Raw genomic sequence first — 22,153 nt, forward strand, 5'->3', positions numbered from 1 at the left:
TACAACGTTTCAAGACATGGTATTCTTTATACAACATTAATCCAAGTGGAAAAGAGGGAATATATATATATGGCCGAAATCTTAATACGTAATACGAATGAACGAATTAGCGGTGAAGAACAAGTACGTGAATTTCTGGAGAGTCACGAGATATTGTATGAACATTGGGATGCTTCCAAATTGTCTGGGGAGCTGCAAGAAAACTTTACCTTAACAGATGATCAAAAGGCCGCTGTTCTCAAAACATTTGAACCCGAAATCAAGGATTTAGCCGCACGTCGCGGATATAAAATATGGGACGTTATCACTTTATCTGAAGCAACGCCGAATTTGAACGAGCTGCTGGCCAAGTTTGAGCAAATTCACACCCACACCGAGGATGAAATCCGTGCCATTGTCGCTGGTAAAGGCATCTTCATCATTAAAGGCCCAGAAGAGATCGGCTATTTTAACGTAGAGCTTTCACCGGGGGACGTTATCTCCGTACCTGAAAATATACCTCACTTCTTCACTTTAATGGAGAATCAAAAGATCGTCGCAATCCGCTTGTTCATCGAAGAAAATGGCTGGATTGCCGAACCGTATGAAGATCCAACCTTCATTAAAGCATAATTACGAATTTATCCTTGTGTGAATAAAAAAACTCCCTCTGCTCTGTAACAATAGCGAAGGGAGTTTTCTTAATACTCGTTTCTAAAGACTATTGATTTCTTACTTTAACGATTGAATAATTCCGTCCAATTCAGACAGATGCTTGATTTGGAACTTCGGCTTGATCTCTGTGGTATTGGTTTTAGTGTTTCGGTTCACCCAGACCGAGTGTACACCTGCTGCCAACGCTCCTTGAATATCAGTCGTCAGTTTATCTCCTACCATTAAAGCATGTTCAGGCTCAATACCAAGAAGCCCCAAAGCATGCTGGAATATAGACGGATCAGGCTTGCCTCGACCAAATGAACCTGAAATTACAACATGATCAAAGAAAGGAGCTAATTGAGGAACTCCATCCAGTTTCTCCTGTTGTAGATCAGGGGAGCCATTTGTCAGCAATAACAGCTTGTAATGTCCCTTCAATTGTTCTAGAATCTCGAACGTTTCTTCATATACATGTGGACGCGCGCGTCTTTCCGAAGCAAATTGGGTAGCCAGCTTTTCCGCCAACTTCTCATTATCTATCCCTAGTTGCTGGAGTCCTCTGCGCCATGATTCCTTTCGATAAACAGGGGCCAACTGTTCCAATTGGCGGAATTCAGGTTGCTCACCTGCTGTAAAATTCGCCCACAATCCTTCAAACGGATTAATGCCGATCATTTGAGTAAAACTAAAGGTTTCATAGGATTCATACAAAGCGCGTGCTTCCTTACGTACGGCTTCCTCCAGAGTTTTTGGATCAACGCCTGCTTCACGGGAGCCTGTTTGACACGCTGCATCAAATGCCTCTTCTACACTACGTTCATCCCACAAAAGGGTATCATCAAGATCAAACATTACCGCCTGAATCGTCATCTGAATTATCCACTCTCTTTCCACAGTATATGTACGCCTATTTGCTTGATTAAGCATTTGAATCGTTATGTGTGCCCATATTAAGCAAGCGGCCGCAGCATGTTATATGAAATAACATCATACGGCCTTTGTTACAGAGCTACAGGCAAATCAGTTATTTCTTGTCTACCTGTATCTGATTGGATAGCGCAAACTTCTCAAGTCGCTCTGCAATGGCATCCGTGTCATAGCGACCTAATGATTTTGTGAAAATAAAATTACCACCCTTACCTTTTCTTTCAACGGTTACGTAACCCTTTTCAATCTTGATGGCTTTCATGTCCCCTGCCGTCATTGGACGTTCTCTACCACCTTTCAGCATATAGAGAGTATCCTTTCCCACTTTCAAATAAGGACGACGGATGAAAAAGATAACAGCCAGCATCAAGTACAGGCCGAATACAAGCCAATCCATCCCTCGCATACCGGTCTTAGTCAAAAAGTAACTCATAAGCATGTACAATACAGAAAGACCAGCCAGCATAATTGGCACAGTAATGTTACGGCCACGGAAAATATCCATTGTAGAACCTGCGCCGCTAATGGTTTGAATGCCTTGCTTTTTGCGCGATTTATTTAAATGCGCTGTGTTTTTGCGTACTTTTCTTTCAAATGATCGGGCCATCTCTCAATTCCTTCCCAGATATATTACATTAAAACAATTGCCTCAAAGCTGATCTATATAGATACCATAAAAGGTACCTAAAACAAAAGGCAAATTGCAGGCTTGGGCACTTTAACAACATTAATGCTTCAGCCCGTCATTTCCTTTCGATGTATCATCGTCCACAAATTCAATCGTCTCAAGCTGCTGCCGAAAATTACGGCGAATGTTACCTAAATAAATTTCCCGAAGATTGGCGCGCTCTGTGGCTTCCTCTTCCGTCAAACCCTCGGATTTTGCTTTGCGCGCTAATTCATTAATGCGCTGTACCAAGCTGTCTATATCCAAATTGTGTCCCCTCCATAAAAGCAAAGATATAATACACTTTGACATGTAGAAAAGAGCTTGTCAAGGCTCCCGTATTACGCTCCCTGACAAGCTCTAATAGTCTATAGATCAGAAGTTAGGAAGCTTGAGTACCTGACCTACTTGCACTCCCCGATCCTCCAAACCGTTAATCCGCACAATTCCTTCTATATATACCCGTGTATCCATTCGTTCCGGTTTATGATTTGCGGCAATCTCCCACAACGTATCCCCAGGTTGTACGGTCAGTTTAGTCACTTCTTCCTTGGAAGCTGAAGGTGCCGCGAAAACTGTAAGTACACCTGCCCCTGCAATCCAAGCAACAATCACTATAATAAGAAGCTTAAGTAAAAGAGTATTGGTAATAATCTGCATAAAACGTGCCCTACCCTCTTTTCGAGTCTCCTGTAAATTTTCTAAATTCATCGGAAAAATACTTTGATAAGTGCTATATTTCATCATTGGCCGTGTCCTCCAAACGTTTGTTCTTATGTTTTCACAATATAACACGAACATTTGTTTTGTTCAATAGAAAAGAGAACAAAAGTTCGCAATTATTTTCAGGGATTATTTAGAACTTATGTTTGTACGAACGGAGGTTCTATGCTATAATTTTCCCAAACGTTACTAAATGGGGTTGATACGGTATGTCTAAGATTTCGAGCCGCCAGCAGGCCATTCTTGAATTTATCCGCAATGAAGTGCGTCTAAAGGGATACCCCCCTTCTGTACGCGAAATAGGCGAGGCTGTCGGATTAGCCTCCAGTTCTACGGTTCATGGTCATTTGGATCGTTTAGAGAAAAAAGGACTCATTCGCCGCGATCCTACAAAACCACGGGCTATTGAGTTACTCGGTCAAGACGAATCGGATAATAGCAACTTGATTAATTACTCCATTAGTCGTGTCCCCGTCGTCGGCAAAGTAACTGCTGGCCTTCCTATTACGGCGACAGAAAATATTGAAGATTACTTTCCTCTTCCCCAACACTTTGTTGGTGAGGATAAAATATTCATGTTATCTGTTGTAGGCGAAAGCATGATTGAAGCTGGTATTGCTAACGGAGACTATGTAATCGTACGTCAGCAGCAGACCGCTGATAATGGTGATATTGTTGTAGCTATGACAGATGAAGACGAAGCTACAGTTAAAACCTTCTACAAAGAAAAGGATCATATTCGGCTTCAACCTGAAAATCCAGCCTTTGAACCGCTTCGCCTGACACACGTCAGCATTTTGGGCAAGGTTGTAGGACTCTTCCGGGACTTCCACTGATTTCTCGTTCTTTCTTCCCCGTTATTCTATCCACTAATACAAAACCGGCTGCCTAGTGCAAGCCGGTTTTGTATTGCTATTATGTTTATTATGTATCTCACAACTATTTTTTCATTTCAGCAACCTATCCCTATTTTTTCTACTAAAAATCAGCCTCCTCATCTCAAATAATCCCCCACTGACCTTGAGCAGCTATACTGTCATGGGCAAAACTAATAGATCTTTCTTTGTTTTAGATAAATATGGTATATTAATTACTTATAGCTCTGTAGGAGGAATTAAATGAAAAAAATTATAATTTCAGCGTTTGTTGTGATATTTATCGCCATAAGCTGTGTAGTTCCAACAATGGATCATTTGTATGCAAAAGAGAACTCCCACATAACAACCTATGACCGTATTAAGTATATACAAATACTTATCCATTTCAGGTATTTAGAAAAGCAACTCGAAGCTGTAATTTTCGAAAGAAATAATTATCCAGAAGACAGCCAAGAATATAAACAGCTCTCTGAACAACTGAATCATATTCTTGCTCAAGAGGCGTACTACGAGAAAAAACTTAACACTCTTAATAGTAAATAATTTTCATACTAACTGCCTATTATCTTTATCTACACTATTAGACTCATGCCGACCTGCCTGTAACATTCTCCTGCAACGTAAAGTTGAAAAGGCGAAGACAGGTTCGCATGAGTTTTTTTTATTATCCATTAGGAATATAGGTACTAGCTTCTTTTTGCTTTTAATAGATTTATGCTGATACATTACTATCACAATTGACATATGTATATAGCAGAACTAAGCAAAGGAGATATGCAGATGATCAGAAATAGAGTTAAAACGTATAAGCATCGCATCGGGAAAAACAGATATCTGGTCGTTAAAGTCTTTCAAGCCGCAGCTGCTAAAACAGGAAGCGGAAATGCACTAGCAACCAATGCCTTGAATATCAAAATTTCCAAGCGTAAGCATAAACGCCACTAAGATTTAACCGTACCTTCATTTCTTGAAGGGAGGTGATATTATGAGCAGAAGACATTGCAAACGTGATTTAAGAAGAAGAAGATTAAACATCCGTTCCACTCAAAGAGCCATTGCGCGTGCAAGAGGTAACGCACTGGCTGTTAATCTGTTTAGCGTAAATGATAGACAACGCAGACGTTAATAATTGTTTTCAAGCAAAAGCGGGAAGGATTCTTCCTGCTTTTTTTGTGTTAAACGATACACCCAACTCCTAAATCCCATAGAACTGCTAAATTCAGTTGCCTTCCTTTTAAATACCATACATATTCAACTATGCTTCCACTGGTTAAAACAGAAGCGAAATGGTACCCAGTCAAAAGCAGCAGCATTCTTGACTCAAATACTTTGTGTACAACTGACCACACCTATAGCCCTCAAACTTGCTTCAGCTTTTTTCACTTAAGTATTCCGGCTGTATATCCGTCCATGGTTTGTACGTTGCTGCATTGTTTGCTCAATTTTTTATTTTAAAACTTTATAAGGCCCCACTTGCCCACCACCGTATTCCACAAGCTCCATCATATCCTACTCAACGGATGGACTACAGATGCTCTTATCTGACTTAATGCAGCTGAAAACAATTCGATATTCGATCAACTCTTCATATGTATGATTCATGTTGGTCACCTCGACAATTCATTCTGGATAAGCGCTAAAAATCCTTCTCTAAATAATCATCTCCTTACATGATTATTAGAAAGCTAATATCCGACACATAAAGATAAAATACAACAAACAAAGACAAGAAAAAAATTTCTCTTCACAACCAATGAACTATGTACAAATACATTACACATGTATAACATTAAATACAAATACTAGAAAGGTGGTAACAATTTAATGAAAAAAGTATCTTTACTAGCATCAGTAGCAATGCTTATCTCATCTGTAGCTTTTGCTGCACCTTCTTTTGCAGATCAGGTCACAAGTGACACTTATAGTTCATTACAAGACTCAAATAGAAGTATAGAGTCTGTTACGCCTTTTGCTAATGTTGAATATGTCGTTACTGTAAATACGGCCAATCTCAAAGATGCTGGAACAGACTCGAACATCTCTATAACTCTGTATGGTTCTAATGGAGATTATGCTACCGCTACACTCAATGGTAGCTTTGAACAAGGAGATTCCGATACAACAAGAATCAGCACTAGTAACCTAGGTGACATCAGAAAAATTACTATTAGAACTGATGGATCTGGGTATAAACCAGGTTGGAAAATCGCTAATGTCAAAATATCTGGAAACGGGAAAACTTTCTCATTTGCAGGTCCTGACCGTTGGCTTGGTGACGGCGGCTCCGCAGATTCCGAAACACTTTTTCCATCCTAAAAACAAATATTCATACAAAAGACTCTGTCGATATTTGGATAGAGTCTTTTTGTTTTGGATGAATAATCCTACTAAAATTGTATCGCCGTAATTGTAACCCTATCTCAAGAATCAATTTTAATAATAAACTCACTAATGAGAAAAATGTTATGTAAATTTGCCATATAAACAAAAGCTAAGAAATGACCGCTGGAAAAGTATATTGAATCTTCTTAATACTATACTGAAAGATGTGCAAAGTATCGTGCGTATTATCGCAAATAAAAGACTCATACCAGTTATTGTTGCAAACTAATAAGGCCCTATCTGAGATTAAATTTAGGTATTAGGAAGGATTATACCCATTCAATGAAACTTTCCCCATCTTACAAAATACAATAAGCGCAAATCTATTATGGCAGGAAATCCACCAAGTATTCGCCAAAAGAGAAGCGAATACTGTAGCTATTGCCAAATAGCTTATGCGCTCATTGAGTTCAACTATTTGCCATCCATGAGTGAAGTGGTATTATCCAACAGTTCTTTTCACGAATTAAACCCAAAGTGATTTAGTGATGATAACTAAGAGAATAAAGAGCACTAAAATTGCCGCTGTAGAAGTCCATACACCGCCGCCACCTGCACCTTCATATGCACCCATGTCTTAAACCTCCTTTATTTGTCGTTCACCTTAATATATGTATAAATACGTTCAGTGATAGGGCATGCAGGTAAACAAAACAAAGGCTCACACCCAGATAAACCGGTAGAGCCTAATAATCTTTATAAAAGAATTAATTTCAAGATGATTACCAACAAAATGAAGAGTGCCAAGACAGCAGCTATCGATGTCCAAATCTTCCCGGCCGTCTCTTCGTAACCTCTTTCTATTCCTCTCACACGTAACGCCTCCTTTGTTTACTCCACAGGCTATGCGAGGTCTTGTTTATGGGATGGACTTCTAGGAAAATAAAAACACTTTACCAGCGTATCCAGCAAGGTGCCACTGATGAAGAACTTTTACTATTGCCACAACTAAAGAACAACAAGAAGGACTCCTACAGCATTTAGCTGATAGAGTCCTTCTTTATATCTGCCTTAATTCAATTTAATTGCATTGAGTTATGGCTTCGAGTATATATTTTTCACTCCTCAAGACTCAATTAATGAATTCTACTATATTCCAAAACAATAAACATCCCGTCAGCGCATGCCAGTAGGGTATCACCCATTCTTTCGGATTATGCAACGGTTTGGTGATATTTCAAAAGAATTTATGTAAGGTCAAGCTACTCGCCTTACGATATTAAACGTTCTGTCCAGTTCCAAGTACCTTGGCTTGTTACTTTGATCTTATCCCCAACGATAAAAAAGGCCGTTTTTGTGGTGGAATCCCCGAAGAAGCCCTTGTACCACTCTTTGCCTGGCTAATCGATTAAACCCTTCGGCGCGTTCCAGTGCCACCCCACATATCTATATTTGCTCCTTCAAAAACTTCAAGAAAATTCCTCTTAACATTAGATGGAAAGTAGAACTAACGTTCCAGTTAGTTATAGGGTTCCCAGTTCGTATCGCGTATATCTTTATCTGAGGCTTTTCTCACAAACTCTATGCATTTTTCTTCGCAAGCGCCAAATACTTTATAATTTTGCTGGCCCTGTCTTAAAGATACTATGTTTGCCCCGCCATCATAATCAGGATCTGCAAACTGAATACCATCATCTTCCCAAAAACAAATTTCACAAATATCATAGGTTCCAGGCGGTTCATCGTTTAAGGTTTTGTAACCACAGCAAGGACAAGTATATTTTCCCACCGCTATAAGACCTCTCCTTATCTATGTATCTATTTTTTTGTTCCGTTAGCCAGTTAAGTGAGTCCTTCATTACTTGTAATTAAAGGAGATAGGAAGATATCTTTCGGATAAATCGCTTTAAACTTTAAACATCAATATATCGGTCTGTATATCCTGTCTGTATCTGTATCAATCACATAACCAACCTCTGTGTCATCTTCAAAACGCAATCGATTAAAATTATGAAGTCGACAAAATATATCAGGTAAATCTCTAATATTAAGAGTTATCATTTTTGCTTGTATATACTTTTGATATAGTTCTTCTTGTGTGCATTGGTGACCAGTAATCAAATTTTGAAAAAAGTAACCTTCAATTTTAATAATCATAAAATCACCACTGGTGGTTAACCATTTTTTATAAATTTAGAATACTTACATAACAATTACTCAACTAAAGCGCATATTAACTTAACCTTAGTGAACAAATTAAAGCTCCCTTTCTAACACATTTGCTATGATAACTTCTATTTTTCTATTAATTTATTGAATATTTCTCTATCTTTGGAAGTAAAGTCGGAAATCCGTTTCTTTTGCTCGTACGTGTTGGTACTTGAATCCAATTTAATGAAGCCATTCTCACCAACCACATATACGATATTTTTTTCTATTTTATAAGACAGAACGTTATCAATCACTGAATTTGGAGCTTCAATTTGATGAGTGTATAGTATTGGAGGCTCACCCGCTCCTCCTCCTCTGTAAATCTGAAAAGTCCCATCTCCAAAAAACTCTAACGTATCTTTGCCATATGGGTACTTCCTGATCGTGTCGTCTCCAGAATTTGCCATAAAAATTATAGTAGTAGCTATAACTAGTAGAGAGATCAAGATGTAGATGTATCTGCGCTTCATCTGCACTTCACACCTCACTTCCAAGTTTTTTTTTATCAGTTACTGTAACATAAGATGTATACTCATTGAGTGTTCCCCATGATTCCATTAAATTTGTTAGGTTGGCCGCAGCCCAACCGAGCTTGTTGTACCCAGTAAACATTTGTTTAAAATTATATTCAAAATTATATACATCATAATATATTGTAGTAATTTTCCATTGTCCGTTTACATATGTTCCATCTATTTTGTACTTCATTTTGTGAAAAGCGTTATACAAATCTCTGTCGCTTTCAATTGCAATAGACTCATAACTTGAAAAACTTTTAACTTTTTTGTCGTTAGCTTTTTGTACTGCTTTATCAATTAGATACATATTATGTTCTTTAGATTTTTAAATTTGCTGCGCCTCATATGACCACTCGTTAAAGTGTAAATGTCCTGGTTTGTAATCAAGTGAATGCTGAAGTAAATTTGCTGTGATATCTCCGTACTTCTTTCGAGCTATAGGAACAGCTACTAATGTAAATGCTTTACGATCAGGATAATGTATTACAGTATCTGTCGAATCTTTTACCTGCTCTACGCCTCGCACCCAAGCCTTTTCTAGTTCTACCAGAGGATTTTCAAACGGAAAAGTATTATTTCCTGCATACACTAACATATTCTTACTATATGCGCCTTCCAGTACTTTTTGCGAGACATCAGACTGATCCTTTTCTCTTGTTTCCTTAGGTTCTAACTGAGGACTGTATTGAATTTTTCCCAATTGATCTTCTTTTTGTTTTAAAACAAGTTCAAACTCATGTATCTCTTTGCTGGTATCAATCTGTTCTTGATACTTATCTACATAAGCGTGTGTAAACGTAATATCACGGATCGCGTTTTCATTTCTCACGACTTGGATGTTACATTTTCGATAGTCGTCCTCACTATCAGGTTTATATTCTGCGTTTGCCCATGTGTACAGCATGTTGGAATTATCCGCATTGTATATAACTGAAGGAAGCGAATGAAGCGGAATTTTGCTTCGAATATGTAGCGAATGAGCCAAGTTTGTAGACTTAGCTGAAAGGTTTATGGAACTATTATTCTTATAAGTAAAGCCAGTGATCTCACCTTTTATAAACTCGATTGGTTCACCACCGGATTTGCGTTCTATTCTTAATGAAATGCTCATTGAGATAATCTCCTCTATTAATTTAATCTATTTTTGCAGGAAAAATTTATGAAAAATAATTTCCAAATATTAATATATACGAAAAAAAATAAATAGTAAACATATTTTAACTTGGTAAAGGACGTAAAAAAGACCCGGTTACCTAGGGCCTTTTATGTACTTGCAGAAATAATATCCTCCAACTTAATCCAGCTAAAATCATCCTCACCGCGTGACAGCCGTACGTGAGTTGTAGGAATCTATTAGCGCTTGCTCGATTAGCTGCACTTCCTGATCATCCAACTCTGGCTTGCCGCGCCGTTGACGGTCTTTCATGAGCTTTAGATACGCTTCCTTATGTTCCAGTATGAAGATGCAGCTGCTTTCCCATAATCCATTACCTTCGAGTCTTTTTGACATGTATGTAGCCTCCTGATGTGTTATGCACAAATTATATTCTGAGTACAAAAAATAAACTCCCAATCATTGGAGGTTTAATACCGTATAATGCCTATTTCCAGACGAGGAAAATGTAATGATCTTTTGGTCACCATCCCAGCCCTCTATGATTACAATATAGAGCGCATATCGCTCTTGTTGTCCCCTTCTTCCCAAAGCCAGCAACCGCGCGCCTTTATGTCCACTACACTGCTACCTGTCTTTATCTCCAGTTCCATCATGTTGGGCACCCGTCTTCGCTCAGCAGAATTATTGTAGAGTATTGGAGTAGCGTTCGATATCAGGTAACAAAGCCTTCAACTTCTTTGTTACCCGGCGTTTCCGTATACTATACAGATCAGAACAATGAACGACGAAAGCGGACACAACTATTATGCAACAACAATAGCGGAATAGACGGTTGCCAAAGTTACACTAAACTTTTGCAGAAGTTTACGATGGCGCACGTAAAGCCATGGAAAGAATATGGGGGCGATATTCCTGAGCCAATAGGATAAGACAAGAACAGCAGTAAATTTAATGTGTGTATTCCTAAAAGCCTACTCGTCCATTGTCAAAAGGGGCTACTGCCGAAAATTCTCCCTTGAACCAGCATTGCCTTTACAAATTGAGCAAATGAGGGATTTACAATAAAGTTCGGACCTCCCCCCCATTAACCCAGCCTAAACAGACGCATCGCAGTTCGTGCCAACCTCAAACGGCAGGTCATTCACCCCATTAGTGCCAAGATGCCAAAGGCTGAGGATAGCTGCGAGTTCCCAAAAAACAGTGTTCAATAAAGCGTACAATCGCAGCACGTTAGTTACATTTAACTAATCAGGAAATTATCCAAGTAGGAGGAAATAACCATGGCATTTGAAGGTTATAGAGAAGACAAGCGAGAACATTGGTTTGACTGGCCATTCCCCTTGTCGGTATCAATTCTGTATGTGGATGCGGATGTAGATCTAGATGTAGATGAAACAGAAACGAAATGGTACCTCATTGACGAACAAGAAAAACACTTGATCCGAATTAGGGATGAAAAACAAATTGAACTGCTTCATCACTGCATGTATGGAGTCTTGTTAAATGACGAGAAGATCAACTGGATTATTGATAAAAATGGCGGTAGATTTACCTATCATGATGGTGTGGAAGATTATATCAAATCCCAGAAAGAATACCTTGATACATTATAAGAGGCGTGAACAGTTAAAAGCTCTACCGACCAATTAAGGTTAGCAGAGCTTTTAAATTTATTTAGAATATTCACTTACTTCAAATGTTAGGATACGATCATATAGCATGTAATCCTTTCGGCTGCTGAATGGACCTTTATTATTATCGTGTTTATTAATGGCGTATGAAGCCGATCCAGAACCAGCCTGCTTGCCCTCATACCATGAGATAAAGTCATTGACCTCTTTCATGCTTAGGTCAAACTCCTTTTCCAAACCAGTTGTCATAGTAACCACCAGAATTGCACGGTCCCCAGTTGGTAGAGATGGATCAGTTGGTTCGGGAGTTGGTGCCGGCTCAGGTGTGGAACCGTCAATCTTCCCGAATATCTCTATAGTATTAACCGGAGAATTTGCCAATGTACTCTGACTTCCTCTAATAACGTAAATTTGTCCACCTAATGTTATAGCCCCTGCCCCACTTCTGGCTTGCTTTAAGCTAGCCTCAGGAGACCAGTTATTCTGTTCAAAATCAAAGGATTCTACTGTATTAAGTTCATAACTACGTCCACCTGCTTCAGTTTTTCCAGCAATAGCAAATATTTTATTGGAATAAATGACAGCTTGGGCCCCTCCACGTGCTGTCAAAAGATTGGGTTTAGTTGACCAGTTATCGTTATCGGGATCACATTCAAGAAATGTGTTTAGTGAGACATTTGAATTATTATCAATATGTCTACCTGCTACAAGATAGATTTTGTCCTTATGTACAACTGCAGAGGAACCATGAAGTGTATTCGGCATAGGTTTCTTCGTTGAACAGCTGTCGGAAGCCGGATCATATACTTGGACAGTAGCAACTGAACGCGTATTTGTTGTCATCCCACCAAACACATAAATCTTTCCCTTATACAAAACACTTGTCAACGAACCTAAAGCCAGCCTGCGGCATAGCTTTCCTAACACTCCATGTATCTGTCTGGGTATTGTAAACTTCAACATTATTTACTGAGGAGCCTCCTGTCCAGCTAAAGGCATTACCTGTATAGCCACCAATAACATAAATATCATTTCCATAAACAACGGAAGTTGCTGTAGAACGAGCCGTAGGCATGCTACTTCCTGAGGCCCATATATTATTTTTCGGCTCATAAATTTGAACATCCTTATATGGGTTTGATCCTGAAGAACCACCGAAAATATATATCTTGCCATTCAATTCAGAAACAGCACTTACCGCCTTAGGATTTTCTATAGTCGTTTTAATCGACCATTCATCGCTTACAGCTTCTGCTTTTACCTCTAAAGCTGACATATTCAAGAACACTATCACTACAATTAAAATGCTCCATAATGCTTTAATTATACTGATACCGAAATGAACGAAATACTAAAACCCGATGGATGTGGATTTTTCTAGAGAGTCATCTCTATTTTCGCCACACGAATGCCTTTACGCATTTGTGTGGCTTTTTTGTATTCAAAAAAGGAGGATTGTTCATGAAGTTGTGGCATTATGCAGTTATTGTTTTCTTGGGAGGTTGTTGTTACGGCATACTTTCCACATTTGTTAAACTGGCATATAGCGCTGGTTTTTCAACACCAGAGGTAACTGGTGTGCAGTATTTCTTTGGTGCAGTTTTGAGCTGGATGTTTGTAATTTTTGTAAAAAAGAAAAACCTTACGTACAAGCAGGTTACAAAACTCCTTCTATCCTGAATTCCATTTGGACTGACAGGTATGTTTTATTATCAATCGCTACAGACCATAAATGCTTCCCTAGCTATCGTCCTTTTATTTCAGTTTGTTTGGATTGGGACACTATACGAATGGGTTCTCCAGAAGAAAAAACCAACCAGGGGTAAACTTATCTCGATTGGAATACTGCTCATCGGCTCGGTTTTGGCGGCAAACATTTTTTCTCAAGGTGATCTCTCACTCTCGTGGCAAGGAACGATTTGGGGGCTATTGGCTGCTTCAACATTCGCTTTATTTGTTTTCCTCAGTGGTGCTGTTGCGAAAGAAACTTCGCCCACACTGAAAAGCGCCCTTCTTTCAACCGGAGCTGTTATTACTGTTTTTGTGGTATTTCCGCCAACCTTCTTATTTAACCTCGATGTGCTGGCAGGATTGAGTCCTTTTGGATTAGTCCTCGGGGTGTTCGGAGTTGTGCTGCCTCCGCTTTTGTACTCCATAGGTATGCCACATATTGGTTCAGGAATGGGTACAATTATGACTGCATCTGAATTACCCATGGCCGTTATTATGTCTTCTCTTGTATTAGGAGAATTTGTAGGCTGGTCTCAATGGATCGGTGTTATCATCATTTTATGCGGCATCGCATTTAGCAACATAAGACACAGAGGATCAAAACCACAGACTTTAGTGAAGAAGAACACAGCATAACAAGATATCTATAATTTTAATGGGTTAGATGGACAATGATTTCAGAATAAGATTTGAAGCATTTACAACGCTGTGTAAAATGCGGGGGCTTATAACGCTCATCCCAGATTTCAAAATCATAGTCTTAGAAGATTCACCCGCTCTGTTCAAACAAAAAAGGACCTATCGGTCCTTTTTGAATATATGGCTAAACCTGTTTTTCATGTTTGAAAGGTTAAATTTTTTTTCGCAGGATTAGATTCCTCAGTTTCAAATATAGCTCCCCAAATTTTCCAAACTCGTATGTTTTCTGTTTTTATTATCAAGCATAATCAAATTATCTTTAGGCTGGTTAAGCCCCTCTTTTAGACTCTTAGCCTCATTATAATGCTAAATGAAAGTTGCTTCGATGAAGTGAAGCTCGTTAAATATTCTGTTCTTGTCATTTTTGTAAACTTCAAAGATTTGTTCAAAAAGTATACATCATCATTTTCTGTTAATTCGATAGTCCTTGGGATTCGCTTGTTTAAATCATGGATCGCTTCAGGTATACGCCAGATCCATGTATTCTTGCCGATCCCGGTTTCCTTTTCTAAGAGAAGATAAGTAAGTTAATGGTCTAGAGGAAAAACGAGGCAAAGCAAAAGGGCCAGGCATCGGCAGACCTCGAACACGACCCGAATATCCGGAGGTCAAGCTGAAACGCCTCGAAGCGGAAAATGAAATGCTAAAAAAGCTCTTGCAAATGTGAAAGGAGGAATGGATGCTGTACCCAAGAGTAAAAAGTTTGCGGTGATCCAAGAATTGCTTAGTAAGGGACATAGCATCGTGCTACTATGGTAAGAAAGTAGCCTACGTTGTTTCTGGCAATCATCTGAACCGGGAGTTTAAGGCTGACCAGCCGAATCAAAAGTGGGTAACGGACATCACTTACCTCATGTTCAATGGACAGAGACTCTACCTTTCCACGATTCAGGATCTTCTTAACAACGTAATGGTTGCCTACCAGATCAGCCGCAGAAAGATTTGAGCCTGGTGTTAGATACGGTGAAAAAGGCAAGGAAACGACAGGACGCGCGAGGTGTTACTGCATAGCGACCAAGGATTTCAATATCCCTCTCGCCTCAGCTCAACAGGTGGAGCATGCCATCCAGAAGTATATCCATTTCTACAACCATGAACGCTTTCATGAGAAACTAAACAACCTGACTCCTTATGAATACAGTACTCAGGCTGCTTAATTATTGCTTTTTGATAGCTGCCTGCTTGAAAGGGGTCACTTCATGATTGCGGAATTTGCGAAGAAACCAAGATCAGATAGCGACTTGACCTTCTTCGGCTTTTTATTTTCCACCTTACCACCGTGGAGAATGATTTCGAATTCCCGGTTTCTGTTCTTGGCCTTCTTCGTCGTCAGGTTCATAATCTTCATCAGGTGGAAACGACTCCTTATAGAAATCGTTCTAAGAGGCCGTCCAACTCCTTAATGCCCTCTTCATCTACATTTTCGTATTCATCCTCCGTCAGTCCTTCTACCAACACAAGATTAAAGGCTTCCTTATGCAATGCCTAAACTTTAGGCCAATCGACCTCGGCCCGTTCTTCTGTAGCTTCCCATTTTTCGCAACCAATCGAAAAAGAAAATTTATATTGATTGCCGCTCATGAGTTGTCGTACCTGACGGATCAAAGCAATAGTTCCTATTTTGTCACAACAAAAAAGAAGGTAGGAAAAGTTTCCTGACCTTCTTAGCATTCATATTTCTATGTCTGAATAATATCATTGCTTTTTACCATGTTACTACGGATTTTCCATTTTAACTTTAAAGATAGGCTTTGGAGTAGTGGTAATGTTTAATGGATCTTATTACTACCACTACGTTCTCTTGCCATGCTACACAATCCCCCCCATAAATACGTCTGCTTACTATGAGTGTAATTAGACAAACTGACGATATGAAATCGTACAGTCTTTTCTAAAGCGGCTACATATAATGTTCTATATATCATTAAGAATGGCTTAAATAGTCAACTTTAATATAGTAAGAGTAGTATTGGTAAAGTTATGAAGTTGGGCTGGGGTTGCATTTGCATTTACTAATTGAATAGTTGTAGGAACGACCCCTACAGTAATAATGACTTCTGCCGAAGTTGGTCCGCCACCGTTACCCGTGAAAGGAACTGGGGTAACAGGGAATCCATTTACGGTAAGGTTAAAGTCAGCATTGCCTTGGTTATGAATTGTAAAATCTATTAGATAGCTCCCCGTTTCGTTGATTGTTATCGTTGGAGATGGAGGAGTGAAAGTAAATGCACCACCAACATTAGCCAAAACTCCAGTAAAGGTAATTGGTGAGTTACCCGGAACTGTGTCAGTTCCCGTACCAGGATCTGCTCGGAAAACACTTAAGAAGTCTGATATCCCGGCGCCTGCAGGCCCTGTTGCCCCCGTTGCTCCTGCTGGTCCTACCGCCCCTACCGTTCCCGCTGGTCCTGCTGGTCCTATCGCTCCTGCCGGTCCCACTGGTCCTGCTGGACCTACTGCTCCTGCTGGTCCTGTTGGTCCAGGAATTCCTTGAAAACCTTGTAGCCCTTGCTGGCCTTGAGCGCCTGGAACTCCCTGTGGACCCGGCAGTCCCTGTGGTCCTTGAGGTCCTTGAGGTCCTTGAGGTCCTTGAGGTCCTCGGATCCCTTTAACAATAACTTTCGGTAAAACTTTGACTTTTTTAACTACACATCTTCTAAATTTTCTCCGATGCATTTTCTTTTGCCAATAATAATGTCGAAACATATTTAATGATCACCTCCAAAGTCTAGTCAAAGTAGCTTATTGTGCAATTAACCAAAAAGATTGGGCTGTTGACTTCATCTTGGGAAAATAGGCATAGGTCTGACTCTATCGTGTTAGCATTATTACAGCTCATCCTTCTGAAGCTTATATCCAGTTCAATCAACCGATCCAGATTCTGCACTATCTGCATTTTTATATTTCTAGCCTGTAGGTCTTTGACCCACTGAGCTATACCAGCCTTAACAATCTTTCGGTACTATACCATTGATCAAGGATACCCTCTACGAACTCTATTTCGCGCTGTAGTAGTGTCTCTTGCTATTCGTTGTCTGTCCCATTGTCATTGGGGAGACGTTCACGCGTCTCCCTTTTTATTTATACTAGGCAGAATATACACAAACTTGTGAACCATCTGCGGTTACATTAATATAGTGAATGCTACGTTAAACAACGGTTTTATATATGGGGGAGAATAAATAACAATGGTTAACAAAGAAATATCTTCTGGTGACCAAAATTCTTGGACAGCATCTGATAAGATTCATACCGACCTGCTTGCCGCTAAAGTTTCAGTTTATAATCCATGCAATTTTAAATGTACTGGACCAATTCCAGAAAAACAAAACTCTGACTATGGGGCCTACTTCTTTAATTTAAATGCCCACTCTATACGATTCCGTATTGCAAAGACAACTCCAAAAAAGATCGGGCAATTTGTGACTATATATAAGAGAATTGGGGATGGACCAATACAACCCTATGACGTATCAGATCCAATCGACTTTTTGGTTATTAGTGCACGTAAAGACAGTAGCTTGGGGCAATTTGTATTCCCAAAATCCATTCTGATTAAACATAAAATATTATCTAACAAAGGTGAAGGTGGTAAAAGAGCAATACGTATTTATCCACCATGGGACACGCCTACAAGCCTCCAGGCTCAAAAAACTCAGACATGGCAGTTAAAGTATTTTCTTAACATACCTGTAAACGAACCAATAGACATTTCTCGTGCAAACGTACTTTACGATTTAGAATAATGTGTTGCAACATTAGAAAGACGTACCGGCTCCATGCCGGTTGCCAGCTGATATCGCATTTTAATCACATCACAAAATACCGGGTCCAGTTCCATGGTCCTGCAACAGCGGTCAAGCTAATCACAGGCCATAAGGGTAGAGCCGCTGCCGCCAAAGAAATTGACAACTACGCCACTAAGCTGGCTACTATTCATAATGGGAATAGCTAGTAGATCAAGGGGCATCTGAGTGGGGTGAACATACTTATTTACATTGCCCCGTGAAACTTCCCATACTGTCCTAGGCAGCGGTTCCTCAACAGGAAGACCAGCCTTCCATACCGTAGTCTGTGTTCCGATCACCGTATCGGGCTGGAGCCTTGCTTTTCAGATGAGCGTAAAAGATCTGCTCATGTTTAAAACGATACTGTGCCCAACCAAAGGAAGCAGCATTCATAGCATCCTCAAATTTTCTTTCTACAATAACAAAAGTATGTTTCTTAGTAGAAACAAAAGCCTGATGAACAAGTGTCATCAGGCTTTGCTAAAATCAGGACGGCTGCTTTGGTTTAAATAGAGAGCGGTATTATGGTAAAGAAATATTTGAAAAGTTAAAGACAGGAGAACATATTTATAAGGGTTTAACGTACATATTTTTAGAATATTAAAAAAAATATAAATCGCAAATATTGGATTTTGGTACACAACTTTATTGTATATCGCACAGGGGAAAATAATTGTAGTTGACTCGCTAGTACACAACTTTATTGTTCGAAGAAAACTCCATAAAATAAGTTTTAGACTGACCTTAGAAATTAGAACAGCGACAACCAAGGATGAAAAAATAAAGGTCCTAGACTGTCGCTGTTCCATTAAACTAACGTGTCCCGTTAGTTCAATACCAATCCCATTCCGAGTAATGGTGATTATTAGGCCCTGTTAGAGCCTCGCGAACGTGATGTAATCGACTTGGGCAGGCTCTGCCGATTCGATCCGAAGTGCCCGGTTGATCTGCCCCCGGTGATATTGCCCATGTAAGAGGACCTGCGACAGGATGTCCCGTACGGACGTTCGGAACGGAACCCCGCTCTGGTTCGCATAGTCGATCATCTCGTCCAACTCGGATTCCTCGAGCCCTTCGATATAGACGCGATATTGCTCGGCGTTTTCTTCGAACATCGTCCGGATCGCCTTCAGGTCTTCCACTTCCTCCCACAACGAATATTGCGTGCTGCCCTTGCCCTGCAATCGGGACAGCCAGACTCGTTCCGCGACCGCGACGTGCCGAACCAGCTTCAGAAGGTCCTTGTTCTTCGTCTCACTCTCCTCAAGCACGTCCAAGATGCGCCCGTCCGCCCAGTACAGGTGGTCCATCATGCACTTGATCGTCTTCATTTCGGTTCCCCCCTCTTCGTTTCATCGATTACTTGAACCTACTGTTATTCGTTAGTTTAATCATTTGAATGAACTAAAACAACCTTTTTTGGATGAATTCCTTGTTGCTGTAACACTTCCAAGGAGAAACGTACATTTTCAAAGGTATTAGTTGCTTTATCTTCTTTAAGTAATGATTCTGAAGGTACTCCTAACGCTACCCCGACATTTTTTAGAAACTCCCATTCGGCTGTTTCTACATGAGGGATCGTACCACCAGAAGGTAGAATAAATTGAGCGATACCGCTATGGTACAATGTTGCAACTCTTTCCATTAATTGAGGATGACTTGCTCCTGGGAATTAATATAATGTCTGACTGTTCCAACTCCGTTTCGAAAAACATAAAATCACTAATACAATCAAAGGGGAATGACATATGTAGAACTCCTCAGTATTAACACCCTGGAATCCGGTATTTTCGAAGTATTCAAAGACTATCCATTCGCTATTTGGTTAAATTTTCCTGCCCGTTAGCTTAATGAAGCATCGTCAGACTATTACTTTATTTTTCTGTCTAGAACTTTATTTTCTTCTGACACCTCAATAAAGACCGCAAAGGCTTAAGCCCTTACGGTCTAATTTACTTCTGGCACCCTAAGTCCGATTTCACCCTCCTTGTTGCGGCCCCGACCATAGTCAATAACCACAAAATCCAAAGTCCGATTAATTTTAAGACTGTTTGCTATATTTACAATCGCTCGTCGTCGTTTAACTGCAAATGTCGTGGCTGAGATACTAGGCACATCTTTTCTGTATCCCTTCTCCATATACTGCTGGGCCTTGAGGTATTTTTTACCGTCTATGAACAGCAGCTTAGCAGCAAGTCCCTCGTGTGGATCCCTCATGTTGTTTACGGCGAAGCGGACATTGTTTGTGATGAATTGATAGAATTTGTAATTCATATGCCGTTTGTCCTTTAGGATTACAGCGTTTGCTGTTACACCTGCCGTTAACTCCTGACCTGACTCTCGTTTTGCAATTGCCCCCTCGGCGGAAAGTAACTCATACGCAGACATTCCGTTTTCAATCTACTGGAGAGCAAACTCATAGTTTTTGATCACCTCGATCATATCAACATACTTACTAAGAAGCCACTTTGTTTTTCGAATATCTTCCTGCTCAATGTCCGAAAAAAGTTTACCTGGATTATCTTTTGTGTATCAGAAGACTCATCTTCAAGACTATTAACTATACACATTTGATCGTCATTCATCGTTTATCATTCCTTTATATAATGTGATAATTTGGTGAAATCGTTATTTTTGGTATATATATGTAAATCAAAACACTATAATTACCTTACACCATAGTTTGCATACGAAGAAAACAAACTAAGGAGGCTTTACTTTTGAGAAAATCTATTATTGCTTTGGCTGCTGGCACAGTTCTTCTTGGGGCATTGTCTGTACCGTCTTTAGGTTTTGCAGAACAAGCCCCAACTTCAGCAAATATTTCTTCTCAGTCACCATATGATCCGCCTCAAGGGAACAAAAAATGGGTAAGTGGCATCAGAGGTGCAACAGTTAAAGAGGATATGAAATCGACAGTTCCAACTCAAAAATTTTACATGACAGGAGGATTTGGAGGAAATATTAATTTATATAAATGGCAACAAAAAGGCAACAACAAAGTATGCCCATTATATCAAGGCTACATTTACAAAATATTCCCTTAATAATAAAACTAACTTTAAAGTAAGCACTTTTTTTCATAGGTGCTTATTTTTTTCATCGTTATTATTTGCCATATTTAATCCTCACCTCGCTTGCCGGCACAGTCTCAATCAACATATACCTATCTACTTGTACTACACCTATAAACAACAGTACAGCAGCTAATATAGTGGTATATGCGCGTATCATGTGGCATCCTCCTTGACCGCCGCATTCGCAAACACTTTAGATAACTCGATATTAATACACACTTTGCCCTCTGCGTTCGGTGCATTAAAATAATCAGTCCACAGCTGGAAGGCTTTCATGAGTGACCCGTTTAGTCTGGCTATCTCTGCATCCTTTGTTGTATTAGGGATTCAGATTCCTTTTGAGTATCGACGAGTACCTTTATGTTTCCTTTCAATAATTTCATTTTCGGTGTTCGAAAAATACAACCGTTTTTCTATATTATCTGCCCAACTTTTTTCTTTTTCGGCTTCCAGTATCCAGTAAACCATTCGCTTTTCCCAGTCTGGTTTATCTGTCATTGTTGTTCCTCCCCCAGCATTCGTCGTCTTCATCGTCTCCTATAAGACGTTCTGAGCAGCACGGACATAGACGATTGTAACAATCCTCGTATCGCCAAGTAGCCCGCGATTCAGGAGAATCCATCGCTTTTCACTCACTATAGGTTAATCTTCATCGCGATTGTTTCCCGTCGTATGAGTACCACAGTGTATGCATTCTCCTGTCACCCAATCGTCGTCTTCGAAATTTCAGTTCTTCTTCTTTTCGATCAATCTCTATATGCAGTTCTGACCAAAAAAATCCTTCTGCCAAAATGCGAAAATCTTCTCCTTGCAAGTCTTCTGTGTCTTCTTGTTTTTCCTTTTCTGATTTGATCAAGTCCATGATCGAATATTCGTGTCCGTCTTGGAAGAAGCGACGCAGTCCGCTTCCTGCTCATTATTCACTACGATTTTCATCTATATATTCTCCCTTTGGTGCCGTGTGACCGACACCCTGTATAGGCTTAATATTCAAATCACGATATCTTATCCCATGTTCAATGGGGCTGCTGCCTAATTCTTCATGTTCATCATCACATTCCCGACAGCAAGCAAACTCCCCATCGTATAACCTGCCTGTAAGTTTTTCTCTAGCTTCGCTTATCGGCTTTCCGCAGTTGGCACATCTGGACTTACCATCTTGTTTAATAGCCGATATCGGCCACACATTCATATCTATCATCCTTCCAACGTTCCTGGGTGAGCGTAT

Annotated in this window: 30 protein-coding genes and 3 pseudogenes; 11 read left to right on the forward strand and 22 right to left on the reverse strand. The window is 39.8% G+C overall.

From position 1 onward, the window contains the following. Positions 1-69: 69 nt before the first annotated feature. On the forward strand, positions 70-612 hold the full coding sequence (locus NSS66_RS07080) for a 1,2-dihydroxy-3-keto-5-methylthiopentene dioxygenase (protein WP_023989001.1): 543 nt from the start codon (positions 70-72) through the stop codon (positions 610-612). A gap of 99 nt (positions 613-711) precedes the next feature. Here NSS66_RS07080 and NSS66_RS07085 read toward each other — a convergent pair whose 3' ends face one another. From NSS66_RS07085 to NSS66_RS07100, 4 genes are all read right to left on the reverse strand, one after another. Then, positions 712-1,506: an HAD family hydrolase gene (locus NSS66_RS07085; RefSeq protein WP_023989002.1), complete on the reverse strand. Its 795-nt coding sequence runs from the start codon at positions 1,504-1,506 to the stop codon at positions 712-714. A gap of 154 nt (positions 1,507-1,660) precedes the next feature. Continuing rightward, the gene (locus NSS66_RS07090) at positions 1,661-2,170 is read right to left on the reverse strand and encodes a hypothetical protein (RefSeq protein WP_023989003.1); all 510 of its coding nucleotides are present in this window, start codon (positions 2,168-2,170) and stop codon (positions 1,661-1,663) included. A 120-nt stretch (positions 2,171-2,290) separates the two neighbouring features. After that, positions 2,291-2,497, reverse strand: a complete 207-nt coding sequence (locus NSS66_RS07095) for a DUF896 domain-containing protein (protein WP_013310543.1) — start codon at positions 2,495-2,497, stop codon at positions 2,291-2,293. A 108-nt stretch (positions 2,498-2,605) separates the two neighbouring features. After that, a complete protein-coding gene (locus NSS66_RS07100) occupies positions 2,606-2,974 on the reverse strand; it encodes a LysM peptidoglycan-binding domain-containing protein (RefSeq protein WP_071559624.1) in 369 nt (122 codons plus the stop codon). Between the two features lie 188 nt (positions 2,975-3,162). On the opposite strand from NSS66_RS07100, the gene lexA reads away from it, so the two are divergent. From lexA to NSS66_RS07125, 5 genes are all read left to right on the forward strand, one after another. Next, positions 3,163-3,789 (forward strand): transcriptional repressor LexA, encoded by a 627-nt coding sequence (gene lexA, locus NSS66_RS07105; protein ID WP_013310545.1) that lies wholly within the window; start codon positions 3,163-3,165, stop codon positions 3,787-3,789. Between the two features lie 282 nt (positions 3,790-4,071). Beyond that, positions 4,072-4,374 (forward strand): hypothetical protein, encoded by a 303-nt coding sequence (locus NSS66_RS07110; protein WP_028541732.1) that lies wholly within the window; start codon positions 4,072-4,074, stop codon positions 4,372-4,374. A gap of 237 nt (positions 4,375-4,611) precedes the next feature. After that, positions 4,612-4,776 carry a hypothetical protein gene (locus NSS66_RS07115; protein WP_013310546.1) on the forward strand — a complete coding sequence of 55 codons (165 nt, stop codon included), beginning with the start codon at positions 4,612-4,614 and terminating at the stop codon, positions 4,774-4,776. A 40-nt stretch (positions 4,777-4,816) separates the two neighbouring features. After that, complete coding sequence (locus tag NSS66_RS07120) at positions 4,817-4,957, forward strand: hypothetical protein (RefSeq protein WP_167348633.1); 141 nt, start codon at positions 4,817-4,819, stop codon at positions 4,955-4,957. A 698-nt stretch (positions 4,958-5,655) separates the two neighbouring features. Beyond that, positions 5,656-6,147: a PLAT/LH2 domain-containing protein gene (locus NSS66_RS07125; protein WP_013310548.1), complete on the forward strand. Its 492-nt coding sequence runs from the start codon at positions 5,656-5,658 to the stop codon at positions 6,145-6,147. Positions 6,148-6,679: 532 nt separating this feature from the next. On the opposite strand, the gene NSS66_RS07130 is transcribed toward NSS66_RS07125, so the two are convergent. The 6 genes and pseudogenes from NSS66_RS07130 to NSS66_RS07160 all read right to left on the reverse strand — a co-directional run bounded on the left by NSS66_RS07130 (position 6,680) and on the right by NSS66_RS07160 (position 10,392). After that, complete coding sequence (locus NSS66_RS07130; RefSeq protein ID WP_023989007.1) at positions 6,680-6,787, reverse strand: hypothetical protein; 108 nt, start codon at positions 6,785-6,787, stop codon at positions 6,680-6,682. Positions 6,788-7,672: 885 nt separating this feature from the next. Continuing rightward, positions 7,673-7,942, reverse strand: coding sequence for a CPCC family cysteine-rich protein (locus tag NSS66_RS07140; protein WP_023989009.1), 270 nt, complete (start codon positions 7,940-7,942; stop codon positions 7,673-7,675). A 505-nt stretch (positions 7,943-8,447) separates the two neighbouring features. After that, complete coding sequence (locus tag NSS66_RS07145; protein ID WP_340958637.1) at positions 8,448-8,834, reverse strand: hypothetical protein; 387 nt, start codon at positions 8,832-8,834, stop codon at positions 8,448-8,450. 7 nt (positions 8,835-8,841) lie between these two features. Beyond that, positions 8,842-9,189, reverse strand: a complete 348-nt coding sequence (locus tag NSS66_RS07150; RefSeq protein WP_279834054.1) for a hypothetical protein — start codon at positions 9,187-9,189, stop codon at positions 8,842-8,844. A gap of 18 nt (positions 9,190-9,207) precedes the next feature. After that, a complete protein-coding gene (locus NSS66_RS07155) occupies positions 9,208-9,993 on the reverse strand; it encodes a hypothetical protein (protein WP_279834087.1) in 786 nt (261 codons plus the stop codon). Positions 9,994-10,145: 152 nt separating this feature from the next. Next, positions 10,146-10,392 (reverse strand): annotated as a pseudogene (locus tag NSS66_RS07160) (YolD-like family protein). An 887-nt stretch (positions 10,393-11,279) separates the two neighbouring features. Between NSS66_RS07160 and NSS66_RS07165 the strand changes: the two are divergent. After that, on the forward strand, positions 11,280-11,612 hold the full coding sequence (locus NSS66_RS07165; RefSeq protein ID WP_023989013.1) for a hypothetical protein: 333 nt from the start codon (positions 11,280-11,282) through the stop codon (positions 11,610-11,612). A 57-nt stretch (positions 11,613-11,669) separates the two neighbouring features. Here the strand turns inward: NSS66_RS07165 and NSS66_RS07170 are convergent, their stop codons facing one another. After that, on the reverse strand, positions 11,670-12,473 hold the full coding sequence (locus NSS66_RS07170; RefSeq protein WP_338532481.1) for a Kelch repeat-containing protein: 804 nt from the start codon (positions 12,471-12,473) through the stop codon (positions 11,670-11,672). Positions 12,474-12,498: 25 nt separating this feature from the next. Continuing rightward, positions 12,499-12,906, reverse strand: a complete 408-nt coding sequence (locus NSS66_RS07175) for a Kelch repeat-containing protein (RefSeq protein ID WP_338532482.1) — start codon at positions 12,904-12,906, stop codon at positions 12,499-12,501. A gap of 185 nt (positions 12,907-13,091) precedes the next feature. Here NSS66_RS07175 and NSS66_RS07180 point away from each other — a divergent pair. Then, positions 13,092-13,997 (forward strand): annotated as a pseudogene (locus tag NSS66_RS07180) (EamA family transporter). A 977-nt stretch (positions 13,998-14,974) separates the two neighbouring features. Beyond that, positions 14,975-15,217, forward strand: a complete 243-nt coding sequence (locus tag NSS66_RS26825) for an IS3 family transposase (protein WP_091002005.1) — start codon at positions 14,975-14,977, stop codon at positions 15,215-15,217. Between the two features lie 35 nt (positions 15,218-15,252). Here the strand turns inward: NSS66_RS26825 and NSS66_RS07185 are convergent, their stop codons facing one another. Then, positions 15,253-15,408: a hypothetical protein gene (locus NSS66_RS07185; protein WP_338532483.1), complete on the reverse strand. Its 156-nt coding sequence runs from the start codon at positions 15,406-15,408 to the stop codon at positions 15,253-15,255. Between the two features lie 587 nt (positions 15,409-15,995). Next, on the reverse strand, positions 15,996-16,766 hold the full coding sequence (locus NSS66_RS07190) for a collagen-like protein (RefSeq protein WP_075154282.1): 771 nt from the start codon (positions 16,764-16,766) through the stop codon (positions 15,996-15,998). A gap of 482 nt (positions 16,767-17,248) precedes the next feature. On the opposite strand from NSS66_RS07190, the gene NSS66_RS07195 reads away from it, so the two are divergent. Next, positions 17,249-17,806 (forward strand): MepB family protein, encoded by a 558-nt coding sequence (locus NSS66_RS07195; RefSeq protein WP_076264861.1) that lies wholly within the window; start codon positions 17,249-17,251, stop codon positions 17,804-17,806. A 116-nt stretch (positions 17,807-17,922) separates the two neighbouring features. On the opposite strand, the gene NSS66_RS26830 is transcribed toward NSS66_RS07195, so the two are convergent. The 5 genes and pseudogenes from NSS66_RS26830 to NSS66_RS07215 form a co-directional block, all read right to left on the reverse strand. Continuing rightward, positions 17,923-18,147, reverse strand: a complete 225-nt coding sequence (locus tag NSS66_RS26830) for a DNA methyltransferase (RefSeq protein ID WP_370671133.1) — start codon at positions 18,145-18,147, stop codon at positions 17,923-17,925. After that, positions 18,101-18,319 (reverse strand): hypothetical protein, encoded by a 219-nt coding sequence (locus NSS66_RS26835; protein ID WP_425325627.1) that lies wholly within the window; start codon positions 18,317-18,319, stop codon positions 18,101-18,103. The genes NSS66_RS26830 and NSS66_RS26835 overlap by 47 nt, the downstream gene beginning before the upstream one ends. Before the next feature lie 404 nt (positions 18,320-18,723). Continuing rightward, the gene (locus tag NSS66_RS07205) at positions 18,724-19,179 is read right to left on the reverse strand and encodes a DinB family protein (RefSeq protein WP_071558644.1); all 456 of its coding nucleotides are present in this window, start codon (positions 19,177-19,179) and stop codon (positions 18,724-18,726) included. Between the two features lie 56 nt (positions 19,180-19,235). Next, the gene (locus NSS66_RS07210; RefSeq protein ID WP_049828347.1) at positions 19,236-19,475 is read right to left on the reverse strand and encodes a YdcF family protein; all 240 of its coding nucleotides are present in this window, start codon (positions 19,473-19,475) and stop codon (positions 19,236-19,238) included. A gap of 320 nt (positions 19,476-19,795) precedes the next feature. Next, a pseudogene (locus NSS66_RS07215) lies at positions 19,796-20,433 on the reverse strand (hypothetical protein). A 135-nt stretch (positions 20,434-20,568) separates the two neighbouring features. Between NSS66_RS07215 and NSS66_RS07220 the strand changes: the two are divergent. Next, entirely contained in the window at positions 20,569-20,895 is a 327-nt protein-coding gene (locus NSS66_RS07220; protein ID WP_023989029.1) for a hypothetical protein, read from the forward strand. A 61-nt stretch (positions 20,896-20,956) separates the two neighbouring features. Here NSS66_RS07220 and NSS66_RS07225 read toward each other — a convergent pair whose 3' ends face one another. From NSS66_RS07225 to NSS66_RS07235, 3 genes are all read right to left on the reverse strand, one after another. Next, positions 20,957-21,082: a hypothetical protein gene (locus tag NSS66_RS07225; RefSeq protein ID WP_023989030.1), complete on the reverse strand. Its 126-nt coding sequence runs from the start codon at positions 21,080-21,082 to the stop codon at positions 20,957-20,959. 170 nt (positions 21,083-21,252) lie between these two features. After that, positions 21,253-21,423, reverse strand: a complete 171-nt coding sequence (locus NSS66_RS07230; RefSeq protein WP_023989032.1) for a hypothetical protein — start codon at positions 21,421-21,423, stop codon at positions 21,253-21,255. Positions 21,424-21,841: 418 nt separating this feature from the next. Beyond that, positions 21,842-22,117: a hypothetical protein gene (locus NSS66_RS07235; RefSeq protein ID WP_023989034.1), complete on the reverse strand. Its 276-nt coding sequence runs from the start codon at positions 22,115-22,117 to the stop codon at positions 21,842-21,844. Between the last annotated feature and the right edge of the window lie 36 nt (positions 22,118-22,153).

Source organism: Paenibacillus sp. FSL R10-2748 (assembly GCF_038005565.1).
Classification (GTDB): Bacteria; Bacillota; Bacilli; order Paenibacillales; family Paenibacillaceae; genus Paenibacillus; species Paenibacillus polymyxa_B.

Bases quoted from the DNA above. Each gene is read 5' to 3' on its own strand.
- lexA (WP_013310545.1), top strand. From the start codon at position 3,163: ATGTCTAAGATTTCGAGCCGCCAGCAGGCCATTCTTGAATTTATCCGC.
- NSS66_RS07130 (WP_023989007.1), bottom strand. From the start codon at position 6,787: ATGGGTGCATATGAAGGTGCAGGTGGCGGCGGTGTATGGACTTCTACA.
- NSS66_RS07120 (WP_167348633.1), top strand. From the start codon at position 4,817: ATGAGCAGAAGACATTGCAAACGTGATTTAAGAAGAAGAAGATTAAAC.
- NSS66_RS07100 (WP_071559624.1), bottom strand. From the start codon at position 2,974: ATGAAATATAGCACTTATCAAAGTATTTTTCCGATGAATTTAGAAAAT.
- NSS66_RS07145 (WP_340958637.1), bottom strand. From the start codon at position 8,834: ATGAAGCGCAGATACATCTACATCTTGATCTCTCTACTAGTTATAGCT.
- NSS66_RS07205 (WP_071558644.1), bottom strand. From the start codon at position 19,179: ATGAAGACGATCAAGTGCATGATGGACCACCTGTACTGGGCGGACGGG.
- NSS66_RS07190 (WP_075154282.1), bottom strand. From the start codon at position 16,766: ATGTTTCGACATTATTATTGGCAAAAGAAAATGCATCGGAGAAAATTT.
- NSS66_RS07230 (WP_023989032.1), bottom strand. From the start codon at position 21,423: ATGACAGATAAACCAGACTGGGAAAAGCGAATGGTTTACTGGATACTG.
- NSS66_RS07155 (WP_279834087.1), bottom strand. From the start codon at position 9,993: ATGAGCATTTCATTAAGAATAGAACGCAAATCCGGTGGTGAACCAATC.
- NSS66_RS07165 (WP_023989013.1), top strand. From the start codon at position 11,280: ATGGCATTTGAAGGTTATAGAGAAGACAAGCGAGAACATTGGTTTGAC.
- NSS66_RS07085 (WP_023989002.1), bottom strand. From the start codon at position 1,506: ATGACGATTCAGGCGGTAATGTTTGATCTTGATGATACCCTTTTGTGG.
- NSS66_RS07235 (WP_023989034.1), bottom strand. From the start codon at position 22,117: ATGAATGTGTGGCCGATATCGGCTATTAAACAAGATGGTAAGTCCAGA.
- NSS66_RS07170 (WP_338532481.1), bottom strand. From the start codon at position 12,473: ATGACAACAAATACGCGTTCAGTTGCTACTGTCCAAGTATATGATCCG.
- NSS66_RS07090 (WP_023989003.1), bottom strand. From the start codon at position 2,170: ATGGCCCGATCATTTGAAAGAAAAGTACGCAAAAACACAGCGCATTTA.
- NSS66_RS07115 (WP_013310546.1), top strand. From the start codon at position 4,612: ATGATCAGAAATAGAGTTAAAACGTATAAGCATCGCATCGGGAAAAAC.
- NSS66_RS07125 (WP_013310548.1), top strand. From the start codon at position 5,656: ATGAAAAAAGTATCTTTACTAGCATCAGTAGCAATGCTTATCTCATCT.
- NSS66_RS07175 (WP_338532482.1), bottom strand. From the start codon at position 12,906: ATGTCAGCTTTAGAGGTAAAAGCAGAAGCTGTAAGCGATGAATGGTCG.
- NSS66_RS07110 (WP_028541732.1), top strand. From the start codon at position 4,072: ATGAAAAAAATTATAATTTCAGCGTTTGTTGTGATATTTATCGCCATA.
- NSS66_RS07150 (WP_279834054.1), bottom strand. From the start codon at position 9,189: ATGTATCTAATTGATAAAGCAGTACAAAAAGCTAACGACAAAAAAGTT.
- NSS66_RS07195 (WP_076264861.1), top strand. From the start codon at position 17,249: ATGGTTAACAAAGAAATATCTTCTGGTGACCAAAATTCTTGGACAGCA.
- NSS66_RS07185 (WP_338532483.1), bottom strand. From the start codon at position 15,408: ATGAAGATTATGAACCTGACGACGAAGAAGGCCAAGAACAGAAACCGG.
- NSS66_RS26835 (WP_425325627.1), bottom strand. From the start codon at position 18,319: ATGACACTTGTTCATCAGGCTTTTGTTTCTACTAAGAAACATACTTTT.
- NSS66_RS07080 (WP_023989001.1), top strand. From the start codon at position 70: ATGGCCGAAATCTTAATACGTAATACGAATGAACGAATTAGCGGTGAA.
- NSS66_RS07225 (WP_023989030.1), bottom strand. From the start codon at position 21,082: ATGATACGCGCATATACCACTATATTAGCTGCTGTACTGTTGTTTATA.